The 22,509-nt window shown below is 43.9% G+C and carries 21 protein-coding genes; 9 read left to right on the forward strand and 12 right to left on the reverse strand.

Features of this window, described 5'->3' with window-relative positions:
• Nucleotide 1: 1 nt before the first annotated feature.
• Genes lnt through rsmI form a run of 3 tightly spaced genes read right to left on the reverse strand, consistent with a single transcriptional unit; the run spans nucleotide 2 to nucleotide 3,021 of the window.
• Nucleotides 2-1,630: an apolipoprotein N-acyltransferase gene (gene lnt, locus B0O44_RS20070; RefSeq protein ID WP_110833890.1), complete on the reverse strand. Its 1,629-nt coding sequence runs from the start codon at nucleotides 1,628-1,630 to the stop codon at nucleotides 2-4.
• A gap of 8 nt (nucleotides 1,631-1,638) precedes the next feature.
• Complete coding sequence (locus B0O44_RS20075; RefSeq protein ID WP_110833891.1) at nucleotides 1,639-2,298, reverse strand: PH domain-containing protein; 660 nt, start codon at nucleotides 2,296-2,298, stop codon at nucleotides 1,639-1,641.
• A gap of 6 nt (nucleotides 2,299-2,304) precedes the next feature.
• Nucleotides 2,305-3,021, reverse strand: coding sequence for a 16S rRNA (cytidine(1402)-2'-O)-methyltransferase (gene rsmI / locus B0O44_RS20080; RefSeq protein WP_110833892.1), 717 nt, complete (start codon nucleotides 3,019-3,021; stop codon nucleotides 2,305-2,307).
• A 94-nt stretch (nucleotides 3,022-3,115) separates the two neighbouring features.
• On the opposite strand from rsmI, the gene serS reads away from it, so the two are divergent.
• The gene (serS, locus tag B0O44_RS20085; RefSeq protein WP_110833893.1) at nucleotides 3,116-4,387 is read left to right on the forward strand and encodes a serine--tRNA ligase; all 1,272 of its coding nucleotides are present in this window, start codon (nucleotides 3,116-3,118) and stop codon (nucleotides 4,385-4,387) included.
• A gap of 47 nt (nucleotides 4,388-4,434) precedes the next feature.
• Here serS and B0O44_RS20090 read toward each other — a convergent pair whose 3' ends face one another.
• Nucleotides 4,435-5,034 carry a TetR/AcrR family transcriptional regulator gene (locus tag B0O44_RS20090; protein ID WP_110833894.1) on the reverse strand — a complete coding sequence of 200 codons (600 nt, stop codon included), beginning with the start codon at nucleotides 5,032-5,034 and terminating at the stop codon, nucleotides 4,435-4,437.
• A 188-nt stretch (nucleotides 5,035-5,222) separates the two neighbouring features.
• Between B0O44_RS20090 and B0O44_RS20095 the strand changes: the two genes are divergently transcribed.
• The 5 genes from B0O44_RS20095 to B0O44_RS20115 all read left to right on the forward strand — a co-directional run bounded on the left by B0O44_RS20095 (nucleotide 5,223) and on the right by B0O44_RS20115 (nucleotide 13,337).
• The gene (locus B0O44_RS20095; protein WP_110833895.1) at nucleotides 5,223-6,137 is read left to right on the forward strand and encodes a helix-turn-helix domain-containing protein; all 915 of its coding nucleotides are present in this window, start codon (nucleotides 5,223-5,225) and stop codon (nucleotides 6,135-6,137) included.
• A 102-nt stretch (nucleotides 6,138-6,239) separates the two neighbouring features.
• Nucleotides 6,240-7,397, forward strand: a complete 1,158-nt coding sequence (locus B0O44_RS20100) for a transaldolase family protein (protein WP_110833896.1) — start codon at nucleotides 6,240-6,242, stop codon at nucleotides 7,395-7,397.
• Nucleotides 7,398-7,616: 219 nt separating this feature from the next.
• On the forward strand, nucleotides 7,617-8,966 hold the full coding sequence (locus B0O44_RS20105) for a TolC family protein (RefSeq protein WP_110833897.1): 1,350 nt from the start codon (nucleotides 7,617-7,619) through the stop codon (nucleotides 8,964-8,966).
• 8 nt (nucleotides 8,967-8,974) lie between these two features.
• Nucleotides 8,975-10,135 carry an efflux RND transporter periplasmic adaptor subunit gene (locus tag B0O44_RS20110; protein WP_110833898.1) on the forward strand — a complete coding sequence of 387 codons (1,161 nt, stop codon included), beginning with the start codon at nucleotides 8,975-8,977 and terminating at the stop codon, nucleotides 10,133-10,135.
• A gap of 22 nt (nucleotides 10,136-10,157) precedes the next feature.
• Nucleotides 10,158-13,337 carry an efflux RND transporter permease subunit gene (locus tag B0O44_RS20115; RefSeq protein WP_110833899.1) on the forward strand — a complete coding sequence of 1,060 codons (3,180 nt, stop codon included), beginning with the start codon at nucleotides 10,158-10,160 and terminating at the stop codon, nucleotides 13,335-13,337.
• Nucleotides 13,338-13,410: 73 nt separating this feature from the next.
• On the opposite strand, the gene B0O44_RS20120 is transcribed toward B0O44_RS20115, so the two are convergent.
• The 6 genes from B0O44_RS20120 to B0O44_RS20145 form a co-directional block, all read right to left on the reverse strand.
• On the reverse strand, nucleotides 13,411-13,725 hold the full coding sequence (locus B0O44_RS20120) for a hypothetical protein (protein WP_110833900.1): 315 nt from the start codon (nucleotides 13,723-13,725) through the stop codon (nucleotides 13,411-13,413).
• A gap of 122 nt (nucleotides 13,726-13,847) precedes the next feature.
• A complete protein-coding gene (locus B0O44_RS20125; protein ID WP_110833901.1) occupies nucleotides 13,848-14,555 on the reverse strand; it encodes an SIMPL domain-containing protein in 708 nt (235 codons plus the stop codon).
• Nucleotides 14,556-14,644: 89 nt separating this feature from the next.
• A complete protein-coding gene (locus B0O44_RS20130; RefSeq protein WP_110833902.1) occupies nucleotides 14,645-15,247 on the reverse strand; it encodes a lipoprotein signal peptidase in 603 nt (200 codons plus the stop codon).
• Entirely contained in the window at nucleotides 15,247-15,630 is a 384-nt protein-coding gene (locus tag B0O44_RS20135) for a TraR/DksA family transcriptional regulator (protein ID WP_211321425.1), read from the reverse strand. The genes B0O44_RS20130 and B0O44_RS20135 overlap by 1 nt, the downstream gene beginning before the upstream one ends.
• 26 nt (nucleotides 15,631-15,656) lie before the next feature.
• On the reverse strand, nucleotides 15,657-19,058 hold the full coding sequence (gene ileS, locus B0O44_RS20140; RefSeq protein WP_110833904.1) for an isoleucine--tRNA ligase: 3,402 nt from the start codon (nucleotides 19,056-19,058) through the stop codon (nucleotides 15,657-15,659).
• Between the two features lie 97 nt (nucleotides 19,059-19,155).
• Nucleotides 19,156-20,235: an NAD(P)H-dependent flavin oxidoreductase gene (locus B0O44_RS20145; protein ID WP_110833905.1), complete on the reverse strand. Its 1,080-nt coding sequence runs from the start codon at nucleotides 20,233-20,235 to the stop codon at nucleotides 19,156-19,158.
• A 231-nt stretch (nucleotides 20,236-20,466) separates the two neighbouring features.
• Between B0O44_RS20145 and B0O44_RS20150 the strand changes: the two genes are divergently transcribed.
• The 3 genes from B0O44_RS20150 (at nucleotide 20,467) to B0O44_RS20155 (ending at nucleotide 21,737) form a co-directional block, all read left to right on the forward strand.
• Nucleotides 20,467-21,111 (forward strand): GIN domain-containing protein, encoded by a 645-nt coding sequence (locus B0O44_RS20150; protein WP_110833906.1) that lies wholly within the window; start codon nucleotides 20,467-20,469, stop codon nucleotides 21,109-21,111.
• A gap of 175 nt (nucleotides 21,112-21,286) precedes the next feature.
• Complete coding sequence (locus tag B0O44_RS24890; RefSeq protein ID WP_146229880.1) at nucleotides 21,287-21,472, forward strand: hypothetical protein; 186 nt, start codon at nucleotides 21,287-21,289, stop codon at nucleotides 21,470-21,472.
• A gap of 10 nt (nucleotides 21,473-21,482) precedes the next feature.
• Nucleotides 21,483-21,737, forward strand: a complete 255-nt coding sequence (locus B0O44_RS20155) for an isoleucyl-tRNA synthetase (protein ID WP_110833907.1) — start codon at nucleotides 21,483-21,485, stop codon at nucleotides 21,735-21,737.
• Nucleotides 21,738-21,807: 70 nt separating this feature from the next.
• Here the strand turns inward: B0O44_RS20155 and B0O44_RS20160 are convergent, their stop codons facing one another.
• Nucleotides 21,808-21,999: a cold-shock protein gene (locus tag B0O44_RS20160; RefSeq protein WP_110833908.1), complete on the reverse strand. Its 192-nt coding sequence runs from the start codon at nucleotides 21,997-21,999 to the stop codon at nucleotides 21,808-21,810.
• Nucleotides 22,000-22,195: 196 nt separating this feature from the next.
• Nucleotides 22,196-22,507 (reverse strand): hypothetical protein, encoded by a 312-nt coding sequence (locus B0O44_RS20165; RefSeq protein ID WP_110833909.1) that lies wholly within the window; start codon nucleotides 22,505-22,507, stop codon nucleotides 22,196-22,198.
• Between the last annotated feature and the right edge of the window lie 2 nt (nucleotides 22,508-22,509).

Genomic DNA, 22,509 nt, shown 5'->3' on the forward strand with positions numbered 1-22,509 from the left:
CTCAGGCCGGTTTTACTTTTTTAACCCATTTTTTGTAAGGAATAATGAAGGCCAGTCCAATGGCCAACAGGCACATTGCTTTGGCAATCAGGTCTCCGCTTTTGGTATAAAAAGTCAGTTCTTCGTTTAAATTGATATCGGCTTTCAGGGCTGTTCTGGTCCACCACTGGCTGCGGGAAACCACATCACCCCTTTGGTTCATAAAACCAGAAATTCCGGTATTGGCCGAACGGACCACCCATCTTCTGTTTTCAATGGCCCTTAGACCGGCATAAAGAAAATGCTGGTCCTTGCCCGAAGTATTGCCCCACCAGCCGTCATTGGTAATGATGGCAATAAACTGGGCGCCTTGCTTTACAGATTTTCCAATCCAGTCGCCCCAGATGGATTCATAACAGATCACCGGAGCAACCCCAATACCACTGTGGGCATAAAAAACAGTAGGCTGTTCCTGCCAGCCCCATCCGCCTACAGAACCTCCAAGTTCCGCAAATACGGGCTTGAGGAAAGCCATAGTTTCCGGAAAAGGCATTTTTTCTGCCCCAGGGACTAATTTTGATTTATGATAAAACTGCACATTGGCCGAATTTTCGATCTGCATGGCCGTATTAAAATTATCATAATAAATATGCGTGGCAGGGTCCATCTTTGCGCTCAGGGTTTTCTGGTTGTTGTAGGTTTTGATGGTTTCTATACCCGTTACCAATGAAGCATTGGGGTATTTGCTGATGAATTGCTGCAGGCTGCTGTAGTCTGCAGTTTCGCGGATGCGGTCTTCATCACTATAATTTGGCAAAGCGGTTTCCGGCCAGAAGAAATATTCGGTGTTGATCTGGGCCACTGAATCTGATAATTTGGTCAGGATCTGGAGCTGCTGAGCAGAAGAGATTCCACCCAGTTTTTCATAAGGATCTATATTGGGTTGTACTGTAACTACATTTACCGGACTGATTTTTTCTTTGTAGGTGGCATACCTGATCAGGGAAAAACCAGCAGGAACCACCAGTACAATTGCCCACAACAAGGCCGGCCGGTATTTTAAATAGCCTTGCTGGCTACGAAAAGCCTTATAGGCTTCAAAAGCAAGGATATTGCTCAGCAGGATCCAGAATGTACCTCCATAAACGCCGGTATACTCATACCATTGTGCCAGTTGGTGCATGCCTGCCAGGCCATTTCCGAGGTTCATCCAGGGGAAAGCGAGGTCCCAGCTCTGGTGCAGGTACTCCATGGCCACCCAGAAAGCGAGCAAGCCGGCATAAGCTGTTTTTTTTGAGGTATACAAACTCAGCCGGTGGTATAGCCAGAAAGCAAAAGTCATGAGTAAGGCCCCCAGTCCGTAAGGAATAAGGGAAACCAGAAAAGCAACAAAAGCGCTGTTGTACGCGCTGATGGCATTATATACCCAAAAAATGCTGGCTGTATTCCAGAGCAGAAAAGTTAGCCCTGCCGTAAGGAAAACCTTTTTTCCTTTTTTAGTGGCACTGCTGTCCGAGATTTTTTGCAGGGTAAGCAGCAGGGGGACCAGGCCAATAAGCAGTAAGGGAGTTGTATAGGGAATAGGGGGCCAGGCCAGCCACATTAAGCATGCACTTAATAAGGCTGGCAGGATCAGGTCTTTAGACTTCATTGTATGTTTTAAAGGCTATCTAAAATAGTTGCTTTTTTGGCTTCATACTCTTCCTGGGTGATCAGTTGTTTGTCGTATAAAGTCTTTAGTTTTCTAAGTTTTACAGTGGTTTCGTCTTCATGTTCGGGCGCAGCAGGGGCAGTGACTGCAGCAGGCTCAGGAACAACGACTGCTTCTTCAATATGACTGTAATCGGCAAATCCCTGTGGGCTGGCATTGACCGTCACAGGCGATGCTGCAGGGCGTTTTTCTTCTGCTTCCTGTTTTCTTTGCTCTTCTTTGAAGTTTTCCAGCTGTTCATAAGCGGCCTGATATAACTTTCTGGCCTGAACTTTAGGAATGTAATCGGTAACGATGTTTTCTCCCTGTTGAGGTACGCAGATAAACTTTGAGCCCAGAAGGCCTTCTTTAAAAGAAACTTCCTTTACGCTTTTCCAGGAAATGTCCTTGAAATTCATGGTCATGCCCAGATTGGCCGGTTCACAGTAAAAGATGCGGCGTGTACTCACGGCAATACAGTCGGGCAGCAGGTTCACCGCGGGTTTCTTTTGAACAGCCAGGTAAATCAATTCCTCATTGCTGGTCAGCATATCATTCAGTTTTCCCAGTACTTTTTCTACAGCCTTGGGATCTTGTTCGTCGCTTAAAAATCTATCTATTAATATCATTTGCTTTTAGGTTTTATAGTCCGGGTCATCTGTCTTTCCTTTTTTGCGTTCGGCTTTCCCCGCAACACAAATTACAAATTCTCCCTTTAAAATATTGTTTTCAAAATGTGATTTTATCTCTGCCAGGGTACCTCTGACGGTCTCTTCGTACATTTTAGTTAACTCCCTGCTAACAGAGGCCTGCCTGTCCTCCCCAAAATACTGGCCAAATTCTTCGAGTGTCTTTAATAAACGGTGCGGGCTTTCGTAAAGTACCATGGTGCGTTCTTCTTCTGCCAGTTTTTTGAAGCGGGTCTGACGTCCTTTTTTTACGGGCAAAAAGCCCTCAAATACAAATGCATCAGTGGGCAGCCCCGAATTGACCAGCGCAGGAACAAAAGCAGTGGCACCTGGCAGGCATTCCACTTCCAGGTCATTTTTAAGCACTTCACGGACCAGAAAAAAACCGGGATCCGATATGGCCGGTGTACCGGCATCTGAAATCAAAGCTACTTTTTGTCCTTGTTTCAGGAATTTAATAATTTCTGCAGTGGCCTTATGCTCATTGTGCTGGTGATGCGAATAAGCCTTTTTGTCGATGCCAAAATGTTTCAGCAATGGGGCGCTTGTACGGGTATCCTCTGCCAGGATCACATCCGCTTCCTTTAAGATCCTGATGGCCCTGAAAGTCATGTCCTCCAGATTGCCTATCGGCGTTGGAACTAGAAAGAGTTTACCGTCCATATGGTTTAATTAGTAGAGATTGGCGGGCCAGAGATTTGCCTGGCGCTGTGCAATCACGAGTTAAGTTATTATCTTTGTTTAAAATATTTAAATAATGCTGCAAGTTAACTATATCCGCGAAAATAGAGAGAAAGTTTTAGAACGCTTAAGTGTACGTCGATTTAAACAGGTTGAACTGGTCGATGAAATCATTCAGTTAGATGATGAACGCCGTCAGACCCAAACTTCGCTGGACAATTTATCGGCCATTGCAAATGCAGCTGCCAAACAAATCGGGGAACTGATGCGCAATGGTAAAAAAGAAGAGGCCGATAGCATCAAAGCCGAAACAACGGCTAACAAAGATAAAATCAAACAGCTTTCTGAACAACTGAGTGCTGCAGAACTGAAGTTGCAGCATTTGCTGGTCCAGCTGCCAAACTTGCCACATGAACTGGTCAAAACTGGAAACACTGCAGAAGAGAATGAAATTATATATGTACATGGTGAACCTGCTCAGATTCATGAGGGGGCCCTGCCTCACTGGGAACTGACGGCGAAATACGATATTATCGATTTTGAACTGGGTACTAAAATTACCGGTGCCGGTTTTCCGGTTTATAAAGGAAAAGGTGCAAGGTTGCAAAGGGCCCTGATTAACTTTTTTCTGGACCATGCCACCGCGCAGGGTTACCGGGAAGTACAGGTGCCGCACCTGGTGAACGAGGCTTCTTGTTTTGGTACGGGACAATTGCCGGATAAAGAAGGACAAATGTATCATTCTACCGTAGACAATCTATACCTGATTCCTACGGCCGAAGTTCCAGTAACGAATTTGTACAGGGATGTAATTTTAAAGGAAGAGGAACTTCCTGTTAAAAATTGTGCCTATACCCCTTGTTTCCGCAGGGAAGCCGGATCTTATGGTGCGCATGTGCGCGGTTTGAACCGCCTGCACCAGTTTGACAAAGTGGAACTGGTACAAATTGCACACCCGGAGCAGAGTTACCAGGTCCTGGAAGGAATGAGTGTCTATGTGCAGTCTTTATTAAAAGAACTGGGCCTGCATTACCGCGTACTTCGTCTGTGTGGCGGCGACATGGGATTTCCTTCAGCAATGACTTATGACATGGAAGTCTGGAGCGCGGCACAGCAAAGATGGCTGGAGGTGTCCTCGGTATCCAATTTTGAAACCTATCAGAGCAACCGCTTAAAGTTAAGGTTTAAGGGGACAAGCGGAAAAACCCAGCTGGCCCATACCTTAAACGGTAGCGCCCTTGCCCTGCCCAGAATTGTGGCCTCCATTATTGAAAACTATCAGACCCCAGAGGGCATCAGGATTCCCCAGGCGCTGGTTAAATATACCGGCTTTGATCTGATCGATTAATTGCTGTACAATCCATACTAGCCTTCCTGCAAAACAGGAAGGCTTTTTTATTTGAGGCCTTTGATAAACAGACCGGATAGCTGGTGCAGGTTTTCCAAAAGGGTTTTGAGTTCCTCTTTAGAGGGAAGGAAAGTTTTATTTCCTTCTTTCATGGCAGAAACGATAATCCCGGTTAGGGATTCGGTGTACAGCTGTGCGATTTCCTTGCTGTCCAGTGGTGCAATTTCTCCTTTTTGCACTGCCGCACTGAACAGGTCGGTGTAAAAAGCCAGGTCCCGTTTTCTGATTTTAAGGAAAAGGGGGCGCAGCTCCTGCGCATTCATAAACAGGGTAAGGTTCACCCAGTACAACATATAATACTTCTTAAAATACTGGTGCCGGAGTTCGATCACATTGTACAGGTTGTTTTCCAGGCTAAGTTCCGGCTGATGTACTTTTTCCAGATGGAAGTGGTATTCTGAACATACTTTGTTCATCACTTCTATGGTCAGGTTGTTTTTGTCCGGAAAATAATAATACAAAGAGGGCTTGGAAAGAGAAAGGTCATCGGCAATATCCGACATGGTGGTTTTTTGAATACCATAGTGCCGGAATCTTTTGATGGCGGTTTCTATAATGAGTTCTTTTTTTTCGTCCTTGATGATCATTACATGGAGCTTAGCAGGAAGACACAAAGATAAAGCTTAGCAGGGAGCAATGCAGAGGGGAACGGCCAAGATCGGCCAAAGATAAGTTTGGAGAATGTAATTTTTTTTCTATTTTGTGACCATCTGTCTAAAATGGTCAAAGATTTGAATTAAATTAAAGGCCTGTAAACAGGAAAGATACACAACACATGGATGATAAAACAGGTATTCTGACGCATACACTTGACCAATTTCTGGAAAAGATTGGTTTTACCGGTTTAACCAGTGACCTGAATGTTTTTACAGTCAATGAACAGGAAAAAGACAGCTGCGAGTTTGTTTTTGATGACCCTATTCTTTATCCTTTTCGTGCCGATTATGTAAGTTTTATTCTGGTGATCAGGGGAGAAATGATCGTAAAAGTCAACCTGATTGAATATACCCTGAAGGCGAATGACATCATCGTTTTTACACCCAATGACATTCGTCAGTTTGTTTCGGTGTCCACAGGCTTTTATTCGAAGTCTGTTAACTTTAAACCCGATTATCTTTCCAGGGCGGGAATCCACAGAAAAAATGTAGAAGCCATGGAGTTTATGCCTTTATCTTCGAGCCCGCTGCTCAAAGTTCCTGAAAAAGACATGGAGCTGCTTTTAAAAATGACAGACATCCTGGCCACTAAAAATTCAGTAGCTACGGTGCAGGCCTATCAGGAAGAAGTAATGCTCAATGTTTTTGCCGGCTTTATTTATGAACTGGGTTCACACTACAAAAGACAGCAGTCTTTTGAAGAAATTAAAGTTACCCGTAAAGAGGAACTGGTGATGCGCTTTATGAAAATTCTGCCTTTACATTTTAAAACCGTGCGGAGTGTCCAGGTTTATGCTTCCATGCTCAACATCAGTCCTAAATATCTTTCTCATACTTTGAAGGAAATTACCGGCAAAACTGCCGGAGATTTTATTGATGAAATGGTGATGCTCGAGGCAAAAGTATTGCTCAACGAACCTCAGCTTTCTGTTGCCCAGGTTGCCGGAATGCTGGGTTTCAGCGACCAGTTCTTTTTTAGCAGCTATTTTAAAAAGCATTATGGCCAAAGCCCCAGCAGCTACCGCAGGCCCTGAATTTCCCCTTTTAAAAAAAGACTTTTAAACATATTTCAGCATCTTATAGACATTCCCCCGGGGGCTTTGTTTTCAGATCTTTGAGTTTTAATTATCGGCTGCATGATGATATGGCTCAATTACCTGCATAAAAGATTTGTGCTCTCTGGAAAACTCAAAAGATTAATCGAGGAATCGGCGCTTAAAGGGCTTACCTATAACCCTGGCGCATTGGAAAAAATGATCAGAACGACCCCTGAATATGACAAGATCATTATGGGAATGGTCAGGTCCGGGAAATCCATTGAAAACATCATCATGTCCCTTTGTCTGGGCGATGTCCGCAGGGCGGCCAATCAGTTTATATTTGTTTGCAGAAAAAGCAAGGGTTCAGAAGGACTGATCAGTATGGGCGTGTCCTCTGCCTTGTATGGCAGCACCGAAAACATCCTGGAGGAGGCCAGGTTTTTATGGAAAGAACTGAACCATAAAAATGTATTAATTGATGTTCCTGCGGCAAAAAACTGCTTACCGGCCATAGAACAACTCTGGACGGAAGGAATTTCGGTAAAGGTGTCTTCCCCTTTTAGTTTTCAGCGCTACCGGGAACTGGCAGAAAGTTACCTCGCTGCCCTGGAAAAACGTGCCGAAAAAAGAGAGCCCCTTGATAAATTTGTTTCATTTGTCAGTTTTAACATCCGGGCAATTGACCAGCAGGCGAACCTTTTTCTGGATGAACTGATCGGCAAGGAGAGCCATCTTTCGGATGTTGCCCGGCAAATGTATGGTAAAACAGGCTATACCATGGCCTGGATGTTTTACCATATACAGCAGGAAATTTTCTCGGGGCCCCGTTTTCAGGCCCTGGCGAAAAAAGGGGCAAGGATACAACAATTGATTTGGGATTATGGGGGCCCGGAAATGCAGTACCCGCAGGAGCTGGAAATGATCCGCTCCCTGGGTGCTGCGGGGGCTGGGGCCATTCTGTCCGGGGAGTTGTTCAATGAATATCATCTAATGCCCGAAACCGGTAAACAGGAACCTGAAAGTTTAAGTATGGTCAAATGGAGAATGTACCAGCTGGAGCAGATCCTTGGCCTGGATATACAGGAGCTGGAAAAGGCCCTGGAAAAAGAAAATCACCACCCTTTCAATTTATACAACCCTTCCATGATGAGGACACTCGATCTGAAAATACGGTCCCTTTTGGAAGGGAATCTGGAAAAAAAAGGAGTTTTAGACATAAAACCCCCACTTATAAACATTCCCGTCCTCTCCTAATTTGGTGACCTTTGTGCCGCGATAAAAGCATCTGCAAAAGGGTATTCCTAAAGTATCAGGACAATTTACCGCAGACCTTCCGCCTGCAGAAATAAATATCTGCTAAATATTGCTATATTTATATATGGCTAATGGGCTTAATCTGAGCTTGCTAGCATGATTCTTGTGGCGGAGCCGGTGGCGTTTGATGATTTTGTTTGCTAATTCGATTTTTTACATATGAAACTACAAAAACCGATTTTAACATTTCTCCTTGCCTTGCCGGGCCTATTCTCTCCGGCAGTATTCGGGCAAACGGGAAGTCCCACTAAAACCCTTAACAACGCTTCACTCCAGGATGTGATTACCTATGCCCTGCTCAATAAACCAGGGGTAAAGCAATCCTTAATTGATGAAGAAATCGGGGAACGTGACATCAAATCAGCACTTTCGGGCTGGTTTCCACAAATCAATGGTACAGCCAGCTACAACAACAACCTGAAACAGCAGGTCAACCAGCTGGACATCAATGGTCAGACCCAGATCATTACCTTTGGTACCAAACAAACTTCTGCCCTGACCCTGCAGGCAGACCAGCAGTTTTTGAATGCCGGTCTGATCCAGGCCTCCAAAGCTTCTAAGTTTTACCGTCAGCAATACAAGCAGAACACAGAAAGCAGTAAAATCAATACAGTTGTAGCGGTAACCAAAGCCTATTACGATATCCTCACCAGCAGGGAGCAGCTTAATATTATTAACGAAAACATTGCGCGTTTACAAAAGCAGCTCAAAGATGCACACGCACAGTATGACGCCGGTCTGGCCGATAAAACCGATTATCAACGGGCCCAAATCAGTGTAAGCAACTCCCAGGCCGATAAAAAAAGGACCGAAGAACTGATGAAGTATAAATACGCCTACCTGAAACAACAGATTGGCTATGCACCTGATGCAGCGTTCAGCTTAAACTTCAGCAACAGCAACATGGAAAATGAAATCCTGATGGACACCACCCAAACTGAGGTTTATGCCAACCGGATTGAGTACAGATTGCTGCAAACCCAAAAGCAGCTGCAGCATTTAAATACCAGTTATAATAAATGGACTTATTTGCCAACCATAGCGGGCTTTGTGAACTACAACTGGAATTATATGAACAATAGTTTCAGCAACCTTTACGACAGAAATTACCCCAGTTCTGTATTTGGCCTGACGATGAAACTCCCTATTTTTCAGGGCACCAAAAGGACCCAGGAAATCCGAAAATCGGAATTACAGGAAAAAAGACTGGACCTGGACCTGATCAATACCCGCAATCAGATCAATACACAATATGAACAGGCCATGGCCACCTATAAGGCCAACCTGAACGACTGGAAAACCGCGCATGAAAATGTGGACATTTCCAGACAGGTGTATACCACCATTAAACTTCAGTACGATGAGGGAATTAAAACTTATCTGGATCTGATGACCTCTGAGACCGACCTGAGAACGGCTCAGCTCAATTATTTAAATTCATTGTACAACCTGCTTTCTTCAAAAATAGATGTACAACAAGCATTAGGAACAATTACCGTAAACCAATAAGCACTCAAATGAAGACTATTAATCACATAAAACTAGGTATCGTTATTCTTGGTTCCATTTCTTTAGCGTCATGCGGTGGCGGTAATAAACAGGCACAACAGCAAGGCCCCCCTCCGGCAACACCGGTAACCACCTATAAAGTGGCAGAGCAGCCCGTAACTACGGTAGATACTTATCCCGGAGTGGTTGTCGCCCTGGATGAAGTAGAATTGCGGGCGCAGGTAGGTGGCTACATTACGGCCATCTATATTAAAGACGGGCAAAAGGTAAACAAGGGACAAAAACTTTATGAGGTAGACCGTACCAAATACCAGGCGGCGTACAATTCTGCCAAAGCGAATGTAGAGGTGGCCAAGGCCAACCGCGATAAAGCCAAAAAAGATGCAGAACGTTACACCAAACTTGCTGCGCAGGATGCGATCGCCAAACAGCGCGTGGACTATGCCATGACCGATCTGGCCAATGCAGAGTCGCAGGTAACCGCCGCTCAGGCAAGCCTTTCTTCGGCAGCCAATGACTTGCAGCGTTCTGTAATTGTTTCGCCTTTAAATGGGACCATCGGAATTTCGCAGGTGAAACTGGGCGCATTGGTTTCCCCGGGCACGACCCTTTTAAATACCGTATCGACCAATAACCCGATTGCTGTGGATATTTCTGTAAACCAGGCAGACATTCCAAGATTCGAACAAATGAAAAAAAATCCGTCGGCAGTAGTCGATTCTTTATTTAGCGTACAGCTTCAGGATGGTAGCATCTATAAAGGTCAGGGACATATTGTGGCCATAGACCGGGCTGTTGACCCCACCTCAGGTACCATTAAAATCAGGATCAGTTACCCTAACCCGGCCAACAAATTGTTTGCCGGAATGACCGTCAATCTCCTGGCCCTGAACAAAGCCCCGCAGCACCAGTTGGTGATCCCTTTCAAAGCGGTTACAGAAATGCTGGGGCAGTACAATGTGTTTGTGGTGGGTGACAGCAGTAAGGCCAACCCGCGCATTATTAAACTGGGCAAACAGTTTGAACAAAATATAGTGGTCAGCGAAGGGCTGAAAGCAGGCGAGACCATTGTGGTGGAAGGTGTACAGAATGTAAGACCAGGCGCCGTTGTGAAAGACGCTTCCGCAGCAGAAGCCAACGGACAACAAGCAGCACCAGCTAAGAAATAGATTTTTAAAGAATTTCAGACTTATGATTTCAGAAGTATTTATCAAACGCCCGGTAACGGCCATGGTCATCTCCATCATCATTGTGGTTGTTGGACTGATTGTTATGACGACCCTGCCGATCAGCCAGTACCCGAGTATTGCACCGCCAACGGTTACCGTTTCGGGTACCTATACAGGTGCGGATGCACAAACCGTGGAACAAACCGTAACCACCCCTATAGAAAGCCAGATTAATGGTACCCCAGGAATGAAATACCTGTCCTCAAACAGTACTTCCGACGGACAATCTTCCATTACGGTTACTTTTGATGTGGGAACCAATATTGATGTGGCCGCACTGGATGTACAGAACAGGGTGGGTATTGCAGAACCTGCTTTACCTGAGGCCGTAAGACGTTTAGGGGTAACCACTAAAAAAGCAAACAGTGACATCCTGATGGTGGTGGGTTTGTATTCACCCAATGGCACTTACGATGAGAAATTTATTTCCAATTACATCAACCTGTATGTAAAAGATGCTTTGCTCCGGATTAAAGGAGTAGGGGATGTACAGGTCTTTGGACAACCTTTTAGTATGAGGGTATGGCTGGATGCCAACAAACTGGCCCGGCTTGGACTGACCCCGGCAGATGTTTCGGCCGCTATTCAGGAGCAAAACGTTAGGGTTCCGGGCGGAAGTGTCGGGGGTGCCCCGCAACAAAACTACCAGACTTTCGAATTTTCTGTTGTTCTTGACGGGGATCTGAACTCTGAAGAGCAGTTCAGAAATATTGTCATCAAGACCGGTAAAGACGGGTCTCCGGTATACCTGAAAGATGTCGCCAGGGTAGAACTTGGTGAGTTCAGTTATGCAATCAATTCGAAAGTAAATGGTAAAAAAGCGTCCCTGCTGGCCATTAACCAAAGTCCGGGAGGAAATGCCGTACAAACGGCCGATGGTATTGAAAAAGCCATGCTGGAATTGAAAAAATCTTTTCCAAAAGACCTGGACTATACAGTTCCTTATGAAACCGTTACAGTGGTTAAAGTTTCCATCAATGAGGTGGTCCATACCCTGTTTGAGGCCCTGATCCTGGTCACCATTGTGGTGTTCCTGTTCCTGCAAAGCTGGAGGGCAACACTGATCCCTGTACTGGCCATTCCGGTATCGATTATTGGTACCTTTATTTTCTTTACCTTTTTTGGTTTCTCCATTAACGTACTGACCATGTTTGGTTTTGTACTGGCCATTGGTATTGTGGTGGATGATGCGATTGTGGTGGTGGAAGCGGTACAGCATTATATAGACCATGATGGCCTTTCTGCACCCGATGCCACCCGAAGGGCCATGAAAGACATTACCGCACCGGTAATTGCCATTGCGTTGATTTTGGCTTCGGTATTTATCCCGGTAGGCTTTATCCCCGGTATGGTGGGTAAACTCTATCAACAGTTTGCCATTACCATTGCCGTGTCCGTATTGCTTTCGGCCTTTATCGCCCTGTCGCTTACCCCGGCACTTTGTTCTATTTTGTTAAAACCAATGAACCTGAACAAAGATTCCAAAGGCCTGAACAAGTTCTTTTATAAGTTTAACAGCTGGTTTGCAAGGGTTACCCATAATTATTCTAACGGAGTTAAAAAAGCCCTCAAAAAAGCACCTTTGGTGATGGTCATCCTGGCCTGTATTTATGTGGGAACGGTGGGCTTGTTTGCCAAAAAACCTTCGGGATTTATTCCAAATGAAGATGCGGGAATTTTCATTATGGGGGTATCCTTGCCTGAGGGTGCTTCGGCAGCACGGACCAATGCTTTTATCAAACGGGTTACCGACCACATTATGAAAAAATACCCGGAAGTAAAAAATATTGCCTCCATTGGTGGTCTGAACATTTTGAACCGTTCCTTTAAGTCCAATGCCGCTACTTTCTTTGCGCAGCTGGAAAACTGGGACAAACGTAAAAGAGATGTAAATACCATTATGGCCAGTGTCTCTGCCGATTTTGCCGGAGATAAAGAAGGCTATGTGCTGGTGGTGGCCCCGCCTCCGATTCCCGGGCTGGGGATCAGTGGTGGTTTTACCCTGGAAATTGAAGAAAAGCAAACTGGTGATATTAAACAATTTGAAGCCAACGTGGGGAAATTCCTGGGCGCGGCCAACCAGCGCCCTGAAATTGCCATGGCCTATACCCTGTTTAACTCCAGGACCCCAAATTACAAGGTGAGCGTGGACCGCGATAAAGCGAAAAAAATGGGGGTTCCGATCGGGGCCATCTATGCGACAATTTCGTCTTATCTGGGCAGTAGTTATATCAATGACTTTACCAAATATGGTCGTAACTTCCGCGTGGTTACCCAGGCGGATACCAATTACAGGGCAAAAATAGAAAACCTGAGCCAGCTCTATGTAACCAATACTTCAGGAGTTTCTGTGCCACTGGGTTCCCTGGTTAGTTATAAAACAATAGAAAACGCCTCTATCATCAATCACTATAACCTGTTCCGTTCCATAGAAGTGAGTGGGGCTGCAAAACCGGGTTACAGTTCCGGAGATGCATTGAAGGCCTTGAAAGAAGTAGCGGCCCAAACCCTTCCTGCTGGTTACGGCTATGATTTTTCCGGACTGAGTCTGGAGGAAACCGAAGCAGGAAACAGTACCCTGATGGTTTTTGGTTTGGTTTTCGTATTTGTGTTCCTATTGCTGGCCGCCCTTTACGAAAGCTGGTCTGTGCCGTTCTCGATCTTACTGGCTGTGCCTCTGGGTTTATTTGGTGCCATTCTGGCCCTGACTTTCCTTCCTAAACTGGACAACAACGTGTATGCCCAGGTCGGTTTGATTACCCTGATCGGTTTATCTGCAAAAAATGCGATCCTGATCGTGGAGTTTGCAAAAGAACGGGTAGACTGGGGAATGGAGATCATTGCGGCGACCATAGAAGCCGTCAGGTTGAGGCTGAGGCCTATTATCATGACCTCTGTGGCCTTTATCCTTGGGGTGGGACCTCTGATTACCTCTTCGGGTGCAGGAGCGGTTTCCCGTCAGACCATTGGCTGGACTGTGGCTGCGGGAATGTTGTCGGCAACGGTTTTGGCATTGTTTATTGTTCCGGTACTTTTTGTACTGATCACAAAACTGGCCTATGGTAAAAAGAAACTGGCCGAACTTCAGGCTTCCTATAAACCGGAAGACCATAAAGATACCTTGCATGCAGATGAGGATTAATCCTTTCTGTTTCTAGATAAAAAAAGCCTTCCCAGATAGTGGGGAGGCTTTTTTTATGTTTTTAACCTGTGGCTTATAAAATTAAGATCAGCAGCAGGATGATGATGATGATGGCACCTACAGAAAGGTAAACCCCTCCGCTAATGGCACGGGCTTTTTTCTTCATTTCCTTCAGCTCCTTGCGCAGTTCCTTTTTTTCTGCTTTAGACAAATTGGATTTATCCATATGCCTGATTTCCTCTACGCGATCGGTGATCCGTTTTAGCTCAATTTGTTGTTCAGAACTGAGTTCTGTTTTGTTCTTATCAGCGTTTCCGGCAGCTAAAACCGTATTGGCGCTGACACCCAGCATAAAGACAAGGGCCAGGGAGTAAATTAATTTTTTCATTGTTTTAGTTTTAATTGTTTAAGCTCTTGGTGACGAATAGTTAAACAACAAAAAAACCGCCAAAATGTTGGCGGTTTTCTTTAAAGACCTTTGGGAAACCTGTACAGGAACCCGGGAGGGTTTTATTTGATTTCAAAAACAATCGTTACAGAATAGTTTAATTTAATCTTTTTGAAATCTATTTCAGGTGCCGGTGCAGCTTCTGCATCAGCAGCGTAAGCCATAGATTTCATCCTGACATTGGCATACATGGGCACAGGATAACTTTCATTGTTGATTTCCTGTACATCCAATGCACTCCCCAGCTTATCACCCAGTGCTTCTACCATATAGCTGCCTTTGGCTTTAGCGGCCTGGATGGCTTTGATTTTTAATTCTTTTTTTAAGGCTTCAATTTTTGAGTAATCGTAGCTTTCCACATTGGTATAGGCAACACCTTTGGGATCAATTTCCCCAACAATTGCATTCCATTTGTTCAGGTCCGTTACTTTTAAACGGTATTGTTTACTCACCAGAAAATCGGGATTTTTCTTTTTCTCGATCACATTGTTATAGCTCGATACGTTATTGATGGTCAGGTTTTCTTTTGGAATACCCGCACTTTGTATTGCACTATATAACTGGTTTTCTAAAGTGGTAATTTCTACTTTTTTCTTGCTGTTGTTGTCTTTCAGGTACTCTTTTAAAGAAATACTCAGGTAGATGATGTCGGGGGTCACTTCAGTTTCCGCAGAACCGCTTACGGTAATTTTTCTGCGCAGGTCAACTTGTTGGGCCATGGCACTCATACTAAATAAGGCAACAAAGGCAAGGGCTACTAATCGTTTCATAAGTCTATAAATTTATTTTATTTGTGTGTTTTGGTAATAGGATGTAATTATCATACCAATTCCATACAATTAAAAAATAATTTGCGTTGTTATTCTTCAACGATCTCATTATTAGGCCCGATTTCTTCCAGAATTTCCTCTTTAAAATAAGATTTCTGGAAAACCAGGATCAGGATTACCCCTACGGAAATCGCGGCATCTGCAATATTGAACACCGGCCGGAAGAAAATATAATCTTCCCCACCCCAGATGGGAACCCATTTTGGGAAAACCCCTTCGAGTATCGGAAAATACATCATATCTACCACGCGGCCATGAAACAAACCAGCATAGCCATATATTTTTCCATACAGGACCGAATCAATGATGTTGCCCAGGGCACCTGCAAAAATGAGGGCCACATTAAGGATTAAGCCCCTGTGGTATTTTCTCTGGATCAGGTAATGCAGACCATAACCTATACCGGCCACAGCAGCAATTCTGAACAGGGATAAAGAGAGTTTGCCGAATTCACCGCCAAACTCCAGTCCAAAGGCCATACCATTATTTTCCGTAAAATGGATAATAAACCAGTTTCCAATGATTTTAAACTCCTGACCGATAAACATATGGGTTTTGATCCAGGTTTTGATGGCCTGATCGATCAGCAGTACTAAAAAGATAACCAATAAAGGTTTGGTATAGCCTTTCATTATGCCTGCTTCAGTTTAGCTTCCATACTTAAAGTTGCATGAGGAACTGCACGTAAACGCTCTTTCTGGATCAGTTGACCGGTTTCCCTGCAAATGCCATAGGTTTTGTTTTCAATGCGTACCAAAGCCGCTTCCAGGTTATCAATAAATTTTTTCTGACGGGCAGCCAGCTGGTTGATCTGCTCTTTTTCTAAAGTTGCAGAACCATCTTCTAAAGTCTTATAAGTACCCGATGTATCTTCGGTACCATTTGAATTCGGATTGCTTAATGAATTGGTCAAAGACAGGAACTCTTCTTTGGCCATACGTAATTTCTCAAGGATCAACTCTTTAAATTCCTGTAACTCACTGTCTGAATACCTTGTTTTCGTAGATTTTTCCATAATAATTGTTATTTTTCACTCTATGTTCAATTCGTTTTTACCGTTTCCACTGAAACCAGCAGTTCAACATCCTCTATTACGATTTTGTTTCCCTTATCTATACTTTCTGTTAAATTAATGTAATCTGCTAAAATTTCCGAGCAAATGTATTGTTTATTTTGCTCTACTGCCGCGGTAATCAAATTATCCTTTTGTAAAGTCACTGTAATGCGGTCTGTCACCTCGAAGTTCAGTTCTTTTCTTAAGTTCTGGATGCGGTTGATCAGCTCCCTGGATAAACCTTCCTGTTTCAGCTCTTCGGTAAGGGTAACATCCAGCGCAACGGTCAGGCTGCCCAGATTGGTTACCTGCCAGCCCGGAATATCTTCTGCAATAATTTCCACATCGCTCAGCTGCACCAGGTAGGATGTATCGGGAACCAGGTATTCTCCAGCACTTTCAAATGCAGCCAGTTCTTCCTGGTTTAAGTTATTGATGACCTCTGCAACCATTTTCATGTCTTTACCAACTTTTGGCCCCAGGGCTTTAAAATTTGGTTTGATTTTTTTCTTGATAAAGCCTGCGGTGTCAGTAATATACTCAATATTTTTAACATTCGTTTCTGACAGGATTAATTCTTTAACCAATTCGACTTTTTCAGCAAATTTCCGATCCAGAACGGGGATTAAAATTTTTGCCAAAGGTTGACGAACATTCAGGCTGGTCTTTTTGCGCAGGGAGAGTACCATAGAAGAAATGTTCTGGGCAAGTTCCATACGTTCATTCAGGGCCTCATCGATCAGGTCCAGGTCTGCGGCTTTCCATAAAGTCAGGTGTACTGAGGCCGAGGCTTCTTCTTTTGCACCTGAGGTCAGGTTCTGGTACAGCCAGTCTGCAAAGAAAGGCGCTACCGGCGACATCAGTTGGGAAAGGGTGGTCAGGCAGGTATACAGGGTTTCATAAGCAGCCTGTTTGTCTGTGGTCATTTCTCCTTTCCAGAAACGGCGGCGTGACAAACGGATGTACCAGTTGCTCAGGTGCTCATCTACAAAAGCCTGTATCGCCCTGGTTGCCCTGGTTGGCTCGTAAGCATGATAACTTTCGTCTACTTCTTTAACCAGCGTTTGCAGTAAAGATAAGATCCAGCGGTCCAGCTCGCTGCGCTGGGCAACGGGGATCTGGTTTTGCGGATCAATTTCAAACTGGTCAATATTTGCATACAATGCAAAAAATGCATACGTATTGTAAAGAGTGCCAAAGAATTTACGGCGGATCTCTGCAATGCCTTCAATGTCAAATTTCAGGTTGTCCCATGGGTTTGCATTGGAGATCATGTACCAGCGTGTGGCATCGGGTCCGTATTCTGATAAGGTTTTAAAAGGGTCAACGGCATTGCCTAAACGCTTGGACATTTTTTGCCCGTTTTTGTCCAGGACCAGTCCATTGGAAACGACATTTTTATAAGCAATATTGTCGAAAACCAGGGTGCCGATGGCATGTAAAGTATAAAACCAGCCACGGGTCTGGTCTACGCCCTCTGCAATAAAATCGGCTGGGAAATCGCTGTTCTGATCAATTTTATCTTTGTTTTCAAAAGGATAATGCCATTGTGCATAAGGCATGGCACCACTGTCGAACCAAACGTCAATCAGGTCACTTTCCCTTTTCATGGCCTTTCCTGATGGAGAAAGCAGGGTAATTTCGTCGACAATGTTTTTATGCAGGTCAATCCGGTCATAATTTTCCTCCGACATGTTTCCAATTTCAAAACCTTTGAAAGGGTTTGTTGTCATCAGGCCGGCTTCAATGGATTTTTCTATGGCGGTATACAATTCCTCCACAGAACCGATAATCAGTTCTTCTTTTTTGTCTTCTGTTCTCCAGATCGGCAAAGGAATTCCCCAATACCTGGAGCGGGAAAGGTTCCAGTCATTGGCATTTTTAAGCCAGTTTCCAAAACGGCCTTCACCGGTTGATTTTGGTTTCCAGTTGATGGTTTCGTTCAGGTCAAACATACGGTCTTTTACATCCGTTACTTTGATGAACCAGGAATCCAGCGGATAATACAAAAGCGGTTCGTCCGTTCTCCAGCTGTGTGGGTAACTGTGGACATATTTTTCAACTTTAAAGGCCTTGTTTTCTTCTTTCAAACGGATGGCGATTTCCACATCAACCGATTTTTCAGGAGCCTCCCCGGCAGCGTAGTATTCGTTTTTTACATATTTACCCGACAAATCGCCCAGGTGCGAAGTGAATTTTCCCTGCAGGTCTACCAGGGGAACAGGTATTCCGTTTTCGTCCAGGACCAGCATAGGCGGTACTTCAGGTACGGCTTCTTTGGCCACCCTGGCATCGTCTGCACCAAAAGTAGGGGCGGTATGTACAATCCCGGTTCCATCTTCTGTGGTGACAAAATCACCGGAAATCACGCGGAAAGCATGTTCTGCGTGTTGATATGGCAGTACATAAGGCAAAAGTTGCTCGTAGCGGATGCCCACCAGGTCTGTTCCTTTGCATTCTACCAGAATCTGATAAGGGATTTTTTTATCCCCTTCTTTAAACAGGTCAAAATCTTCTGCAGCCGTGCTTTCAAAAAATCCTTTGCCAAATTGTTTCCCGACCAGGCTTTTGGCCAAAATGACGTTTACCGGAAGGAAGGTATACTGGTTAAAGGTTTTCACCAGTACATAATCGATCTTTGGCCCTACGGTTAAAGCGGTGTTGGAAGGAAGGGTCCAAGGTGTGGTGGTCCATGCCATCAGGTGAATGTCTCCCAAACCCTGTAAAAAAGCAGGTAAAGTTTCGGGCAGGGATTTAAACTGCGCGACAATGGTGGTATCGGTTACATCCCTATAGGCGCCAGGCTGGTTGACCTCATGAGAACTCAAACCTGTGCCGGCTTTTGGAGAATAAGGTTGAATGGTATAGCCTTTATACAGCAAACCTTTATCATAAATCTGTTTCAAAAGCCACCAGACAGATTCCATATATTTTGACTTGTAGGTCACATAGGGATCACCCATGTCTACCCAATAGCCCATTTTTTCAGTCAGGTCATTCCATACGTCGGTATAACGCATCACTGTTTTTTTACAGGCTTCGTTATAGTCTTCAATGGAAATGGTTTTGCCGATATCTTCTTTGGTGATGCCAAGTTCTTTTTCCGTACCCAGTTCTACTGGCAAGCCATGGGTATCCCAGCCCGCTTTGCGTTTAACCTGATAACCCTTTAAGGTTTTGTAACGGCAAAAAATATCTTTAATGGCACGTGCCATGACGTGGTGAATGCCCGGCATGCCATTGGCAGAAGGGGGGCCTTCATAAAAAGTAAACGGATTGGACTCCGGCCGGGTAGAAACACTCTTTTCAAAAATGTTCTCCCTTTTCCAGAAATCAAGTATTTCTTCGCCTATTTTGGCTAGCTCCAGTTGTTTAAATTCCCTATACATCAATAAAGTATCTCAAAAAAATAAGGATGCAAAGTTAAGGTTTTAGAATTAAAAATGCTATACTCAATTCTGTAGTATAAGGCTTTTACAAGGTAATTTAACCAGCAGATTTACACAGGACTTCCGTTTCGGTGATCAGGTGTGCCATCAGTTCCGCTGCTTTACGGTATTTAAGGCCGCTTGTATTTTGACCTGACCAAAAGTTTATTAGGTCCGTTTTGCCTTTTGCAAGTGCCGCTGCCTTAAGGGGAGCCATAAATTGTACCTGTAAAGGAAAAGGTAAAACTTCTGTCTGATTGCTGATCTGGCTGGCGATCCTGTTGTCGATCATCCGGCCCATACGCCCGGTTAGCGATTTGGAAAGGACTGTTTTAGCTCCTGCATCAGAAAAAAGAAGGTCACGGTGTACCGCAGTGGCATTGGATTCCTCGCAGGCCAGAAAAGCAGTGCCAAGCTGCACCGCATCTGCACCAAGACACAGGGCTGCAGCAATACCTTTTGCGTTTGTAATTCCGCCCGCCGCAATAATCGGCAGGCTGATCCGGGCACTAAGCTGCTGGATAAGGGCAAAGGTTCCTGTTAAAGAATCGGCTGCCGGTTTTAAAAAAGAGGGCCTGTGCCCACCGGCTTCAAAGCCCGCCGCCACAAGGGCATCTACGCCCCCTTCTTCAAGCAACAAGGCTTCCTGGAGTGTTGTTGCCGCACCTATAGTTTTGATGTTCAGGCGCCGGCATTCCTGCAGCACTTCTTTAGAGGGGATGCCAAAAATAAAACTCAATACCGCTGGCCGGATTTCGAAAACAGCTTCGAGCTGCTGTTCAAATTTCGATGTGATATGGCCGGACAGCTCTGGCATCGGAATGTCCAGTTCCTGGAAATAAGGTTCGTAAAGTTTTTTTATACCGGCCAGTTTTTCCTGCGGATAGTTCTTCAGGTCGGGATCAACATCCGAAACCCATAAATTGATGTTGTAGGGCTTGGTCGTTAAAGCTTTAATTTCAAGACCTGCTTCCAAAATCTGTGCTGGGGAAAGCGTATAAGCGCCATAACTGCCCAGTCCACCGGCATTTGAAACCGCGGCCAGTAAAGAAGCTGTAGAAAATCCACCACCCATAGGGCCTAGAAAGATAGGGTATTGTATACCCAGTAAAGTCGTGATTTTAGTTCTGTTCCACATCGTAATAGAAGGTTAGTTATACAAATTAAACCAGTGTTTATCCAAATCGGGTCAGTTGAAAGGCATTTTTATGGGGCAGAAAAAAAATAGGGTAACTGGTCGGGTATTTCGGGCAGTTCGTCGATTAAGGTATTGGTGTTGGTCTAAAATGGGGCAAACAGATGCAACATCCGTTCTCCTAATGACGTCTTATCACCAAAAAAGAAATAAAAAATTTTAAAATATACAATCATGAAAACAGCCATCAAAACCCTATTCGCAACCGCTTTAACAGCCATCGTTTTAAGTTCTACTGCTTTTAGCACTTTTGCAAAAGACGGTGAAAAAACAGCAGCTGAACTTTCTTCAGCCAGCAGCTATAACATGTTGCAGGTTAAAGGAAATGTAAGGGTTTACCTGAGCCAGGGAAACAAAGAAAACGTGCGGGTAGAGCGTAACAGTTCTGAGGATAAAGTTGCTGTACAAAAATTGGGAAATAAATTGCTGATCAGTTCGGAGGAATCAAGCCCGGTAACGGTATATGTTACCTTAAAAGATTTGAAAAGAATAGAAGCTTACGATCAGAGTTATGTAAAAACCGAAGGCAGTTTTACACTTCCTGTACTTCAGATCTTTTTAAATGATCAGGCCCAGGCAGATGTAAATGTTAAAACTGCCGGATTGTATTCAGTTACAAAAGGTCATTCTTCTTTAAAATTATCGGGTCAGGCCGATGAGCACATCCTGATTAAAGAAGATGTTTCAAAATTAAAAACAGAAGGTTTTGCCGCGCTTAAAACAGAATCTGGTCAGCGCTTGTTTACGCAGATTGATTTTGAGGCTCAGTTTACAGAAAGTCTGAAAGTGGACCACATTGTTGCGATGAACCGCAAATAATTAAGATTTAGGTGAATAATAAATAGAAGTGAATACCCTGGTGGATGCCGGGGTTTTGCTTTTTTAAGACGTTTGGTTTTAGCTATTGCTTAAAACAGAAGACAGCCTGTCCCAATTCCTATACCCTTAAAAATTTAAACCTTCCCGGGCCAGGAATTTGTTGTTAATTTGCAACATGGCAAAACCATTAAAAACAGGAATGATCTGTATGATCGCTGCGGTGCTTCTGATGCCTGTAGCCTTATTGCTTAAAAGTACAAACACTGCATCTTCCATCGCTGTTATTATTGCCAGTATGCTGCTGGAAGCAATTGGATTGATATTTGTTGTGCTAAGTTTTATCCGGAAAAGAAAATCTTAATCAGAAGATCATGGTAAAAGTACTTAAACTTCAAAAAGCAGTTGTTGCAATTGTTCTGGGTATACTGGCGCTTATTGCCTATAAGGTAATGAGCATTAACCGGATGGATTCCAGTATTTATTTATTGGAAGCCGCAGGCCTGCTCTTTGTCATTGGCGCTTTAATGTTTTTGTATCCTATCCTTTTTGGAAAAAAGGACAAGGAAGGGAATGTAGAGCTTGATCCTGAGGAAAAGGTTGCAGAAGAAACCGAAGGCCTGAGCTAAAACGCTCTAAAATGAAAAAACTGCTTTCCTTTCAGAAAAGCAGTTTTCACAATATATGTAATTAGGAACTTTAGATTACCTGAACATTTACTGCATTAAGTCCTTTACGGCCTTGTTCCACATTGTATGATACTTTATCATTTTCGCGGATTTCGCCTAAAAGGCCACTTGAGTGAACAAAGATTTCAGCATCTCCGTTAGACGGGATGATAAATCCAAAACCTTTTGACTCATTGAAAAATTTTACTACTCCTTCTTGCATTGTATTTTTATTAAAAAATTGAGTTACAAAGGTAGACACAAATAACTGAATATCAGTAAAATTTACTAAAAAAAATTAGTGCCTGCCTTTTTTATCCTGTTTAATGGGGCTTTTAAGCCTTTTTTAGAAGTTTAATTCGAATTAAAAAAGGAAAAGCCGGATTGCTCCGGCTCCTTCCTTTGGTTAATCATAGGGATTATTTAACGGCTTTACCATCTTTATCCATTTTGATTGTAGCGGTTTTATCCTCTTTTTTCAAATCAATCTGGTAATAAGTGGTTTTGTCTGCGTTGGTCACTAAAAACGCTGCAGTAGGTGTCCATTGTTTAATTGGATCTGTCTGAAGTGTAGTTTGTACCGCTGCAGGAAGATCTTTCAGTTCTACAGGTGTTTTTGCAGAGCTATCTTGTTGTACAGTATATTTAAAAGAAGTTTTTACTTCATTTGCTTTTACAGTTGTTAATCCAACGAATGCTAAAAATGCGGCTGATAAGATGATCTGTTTCATAA

The organism is Pedobacter nutrimenti, assembly GCF_003208655.1.
GTDB classification, from domain to species: domain Bacteria; phylum Bacteroidota; class Bacteroidia; order Sphingobacteriales; family Sphingobacteriaceae; genus Pedobacter; species Pedobacter nutrimenti.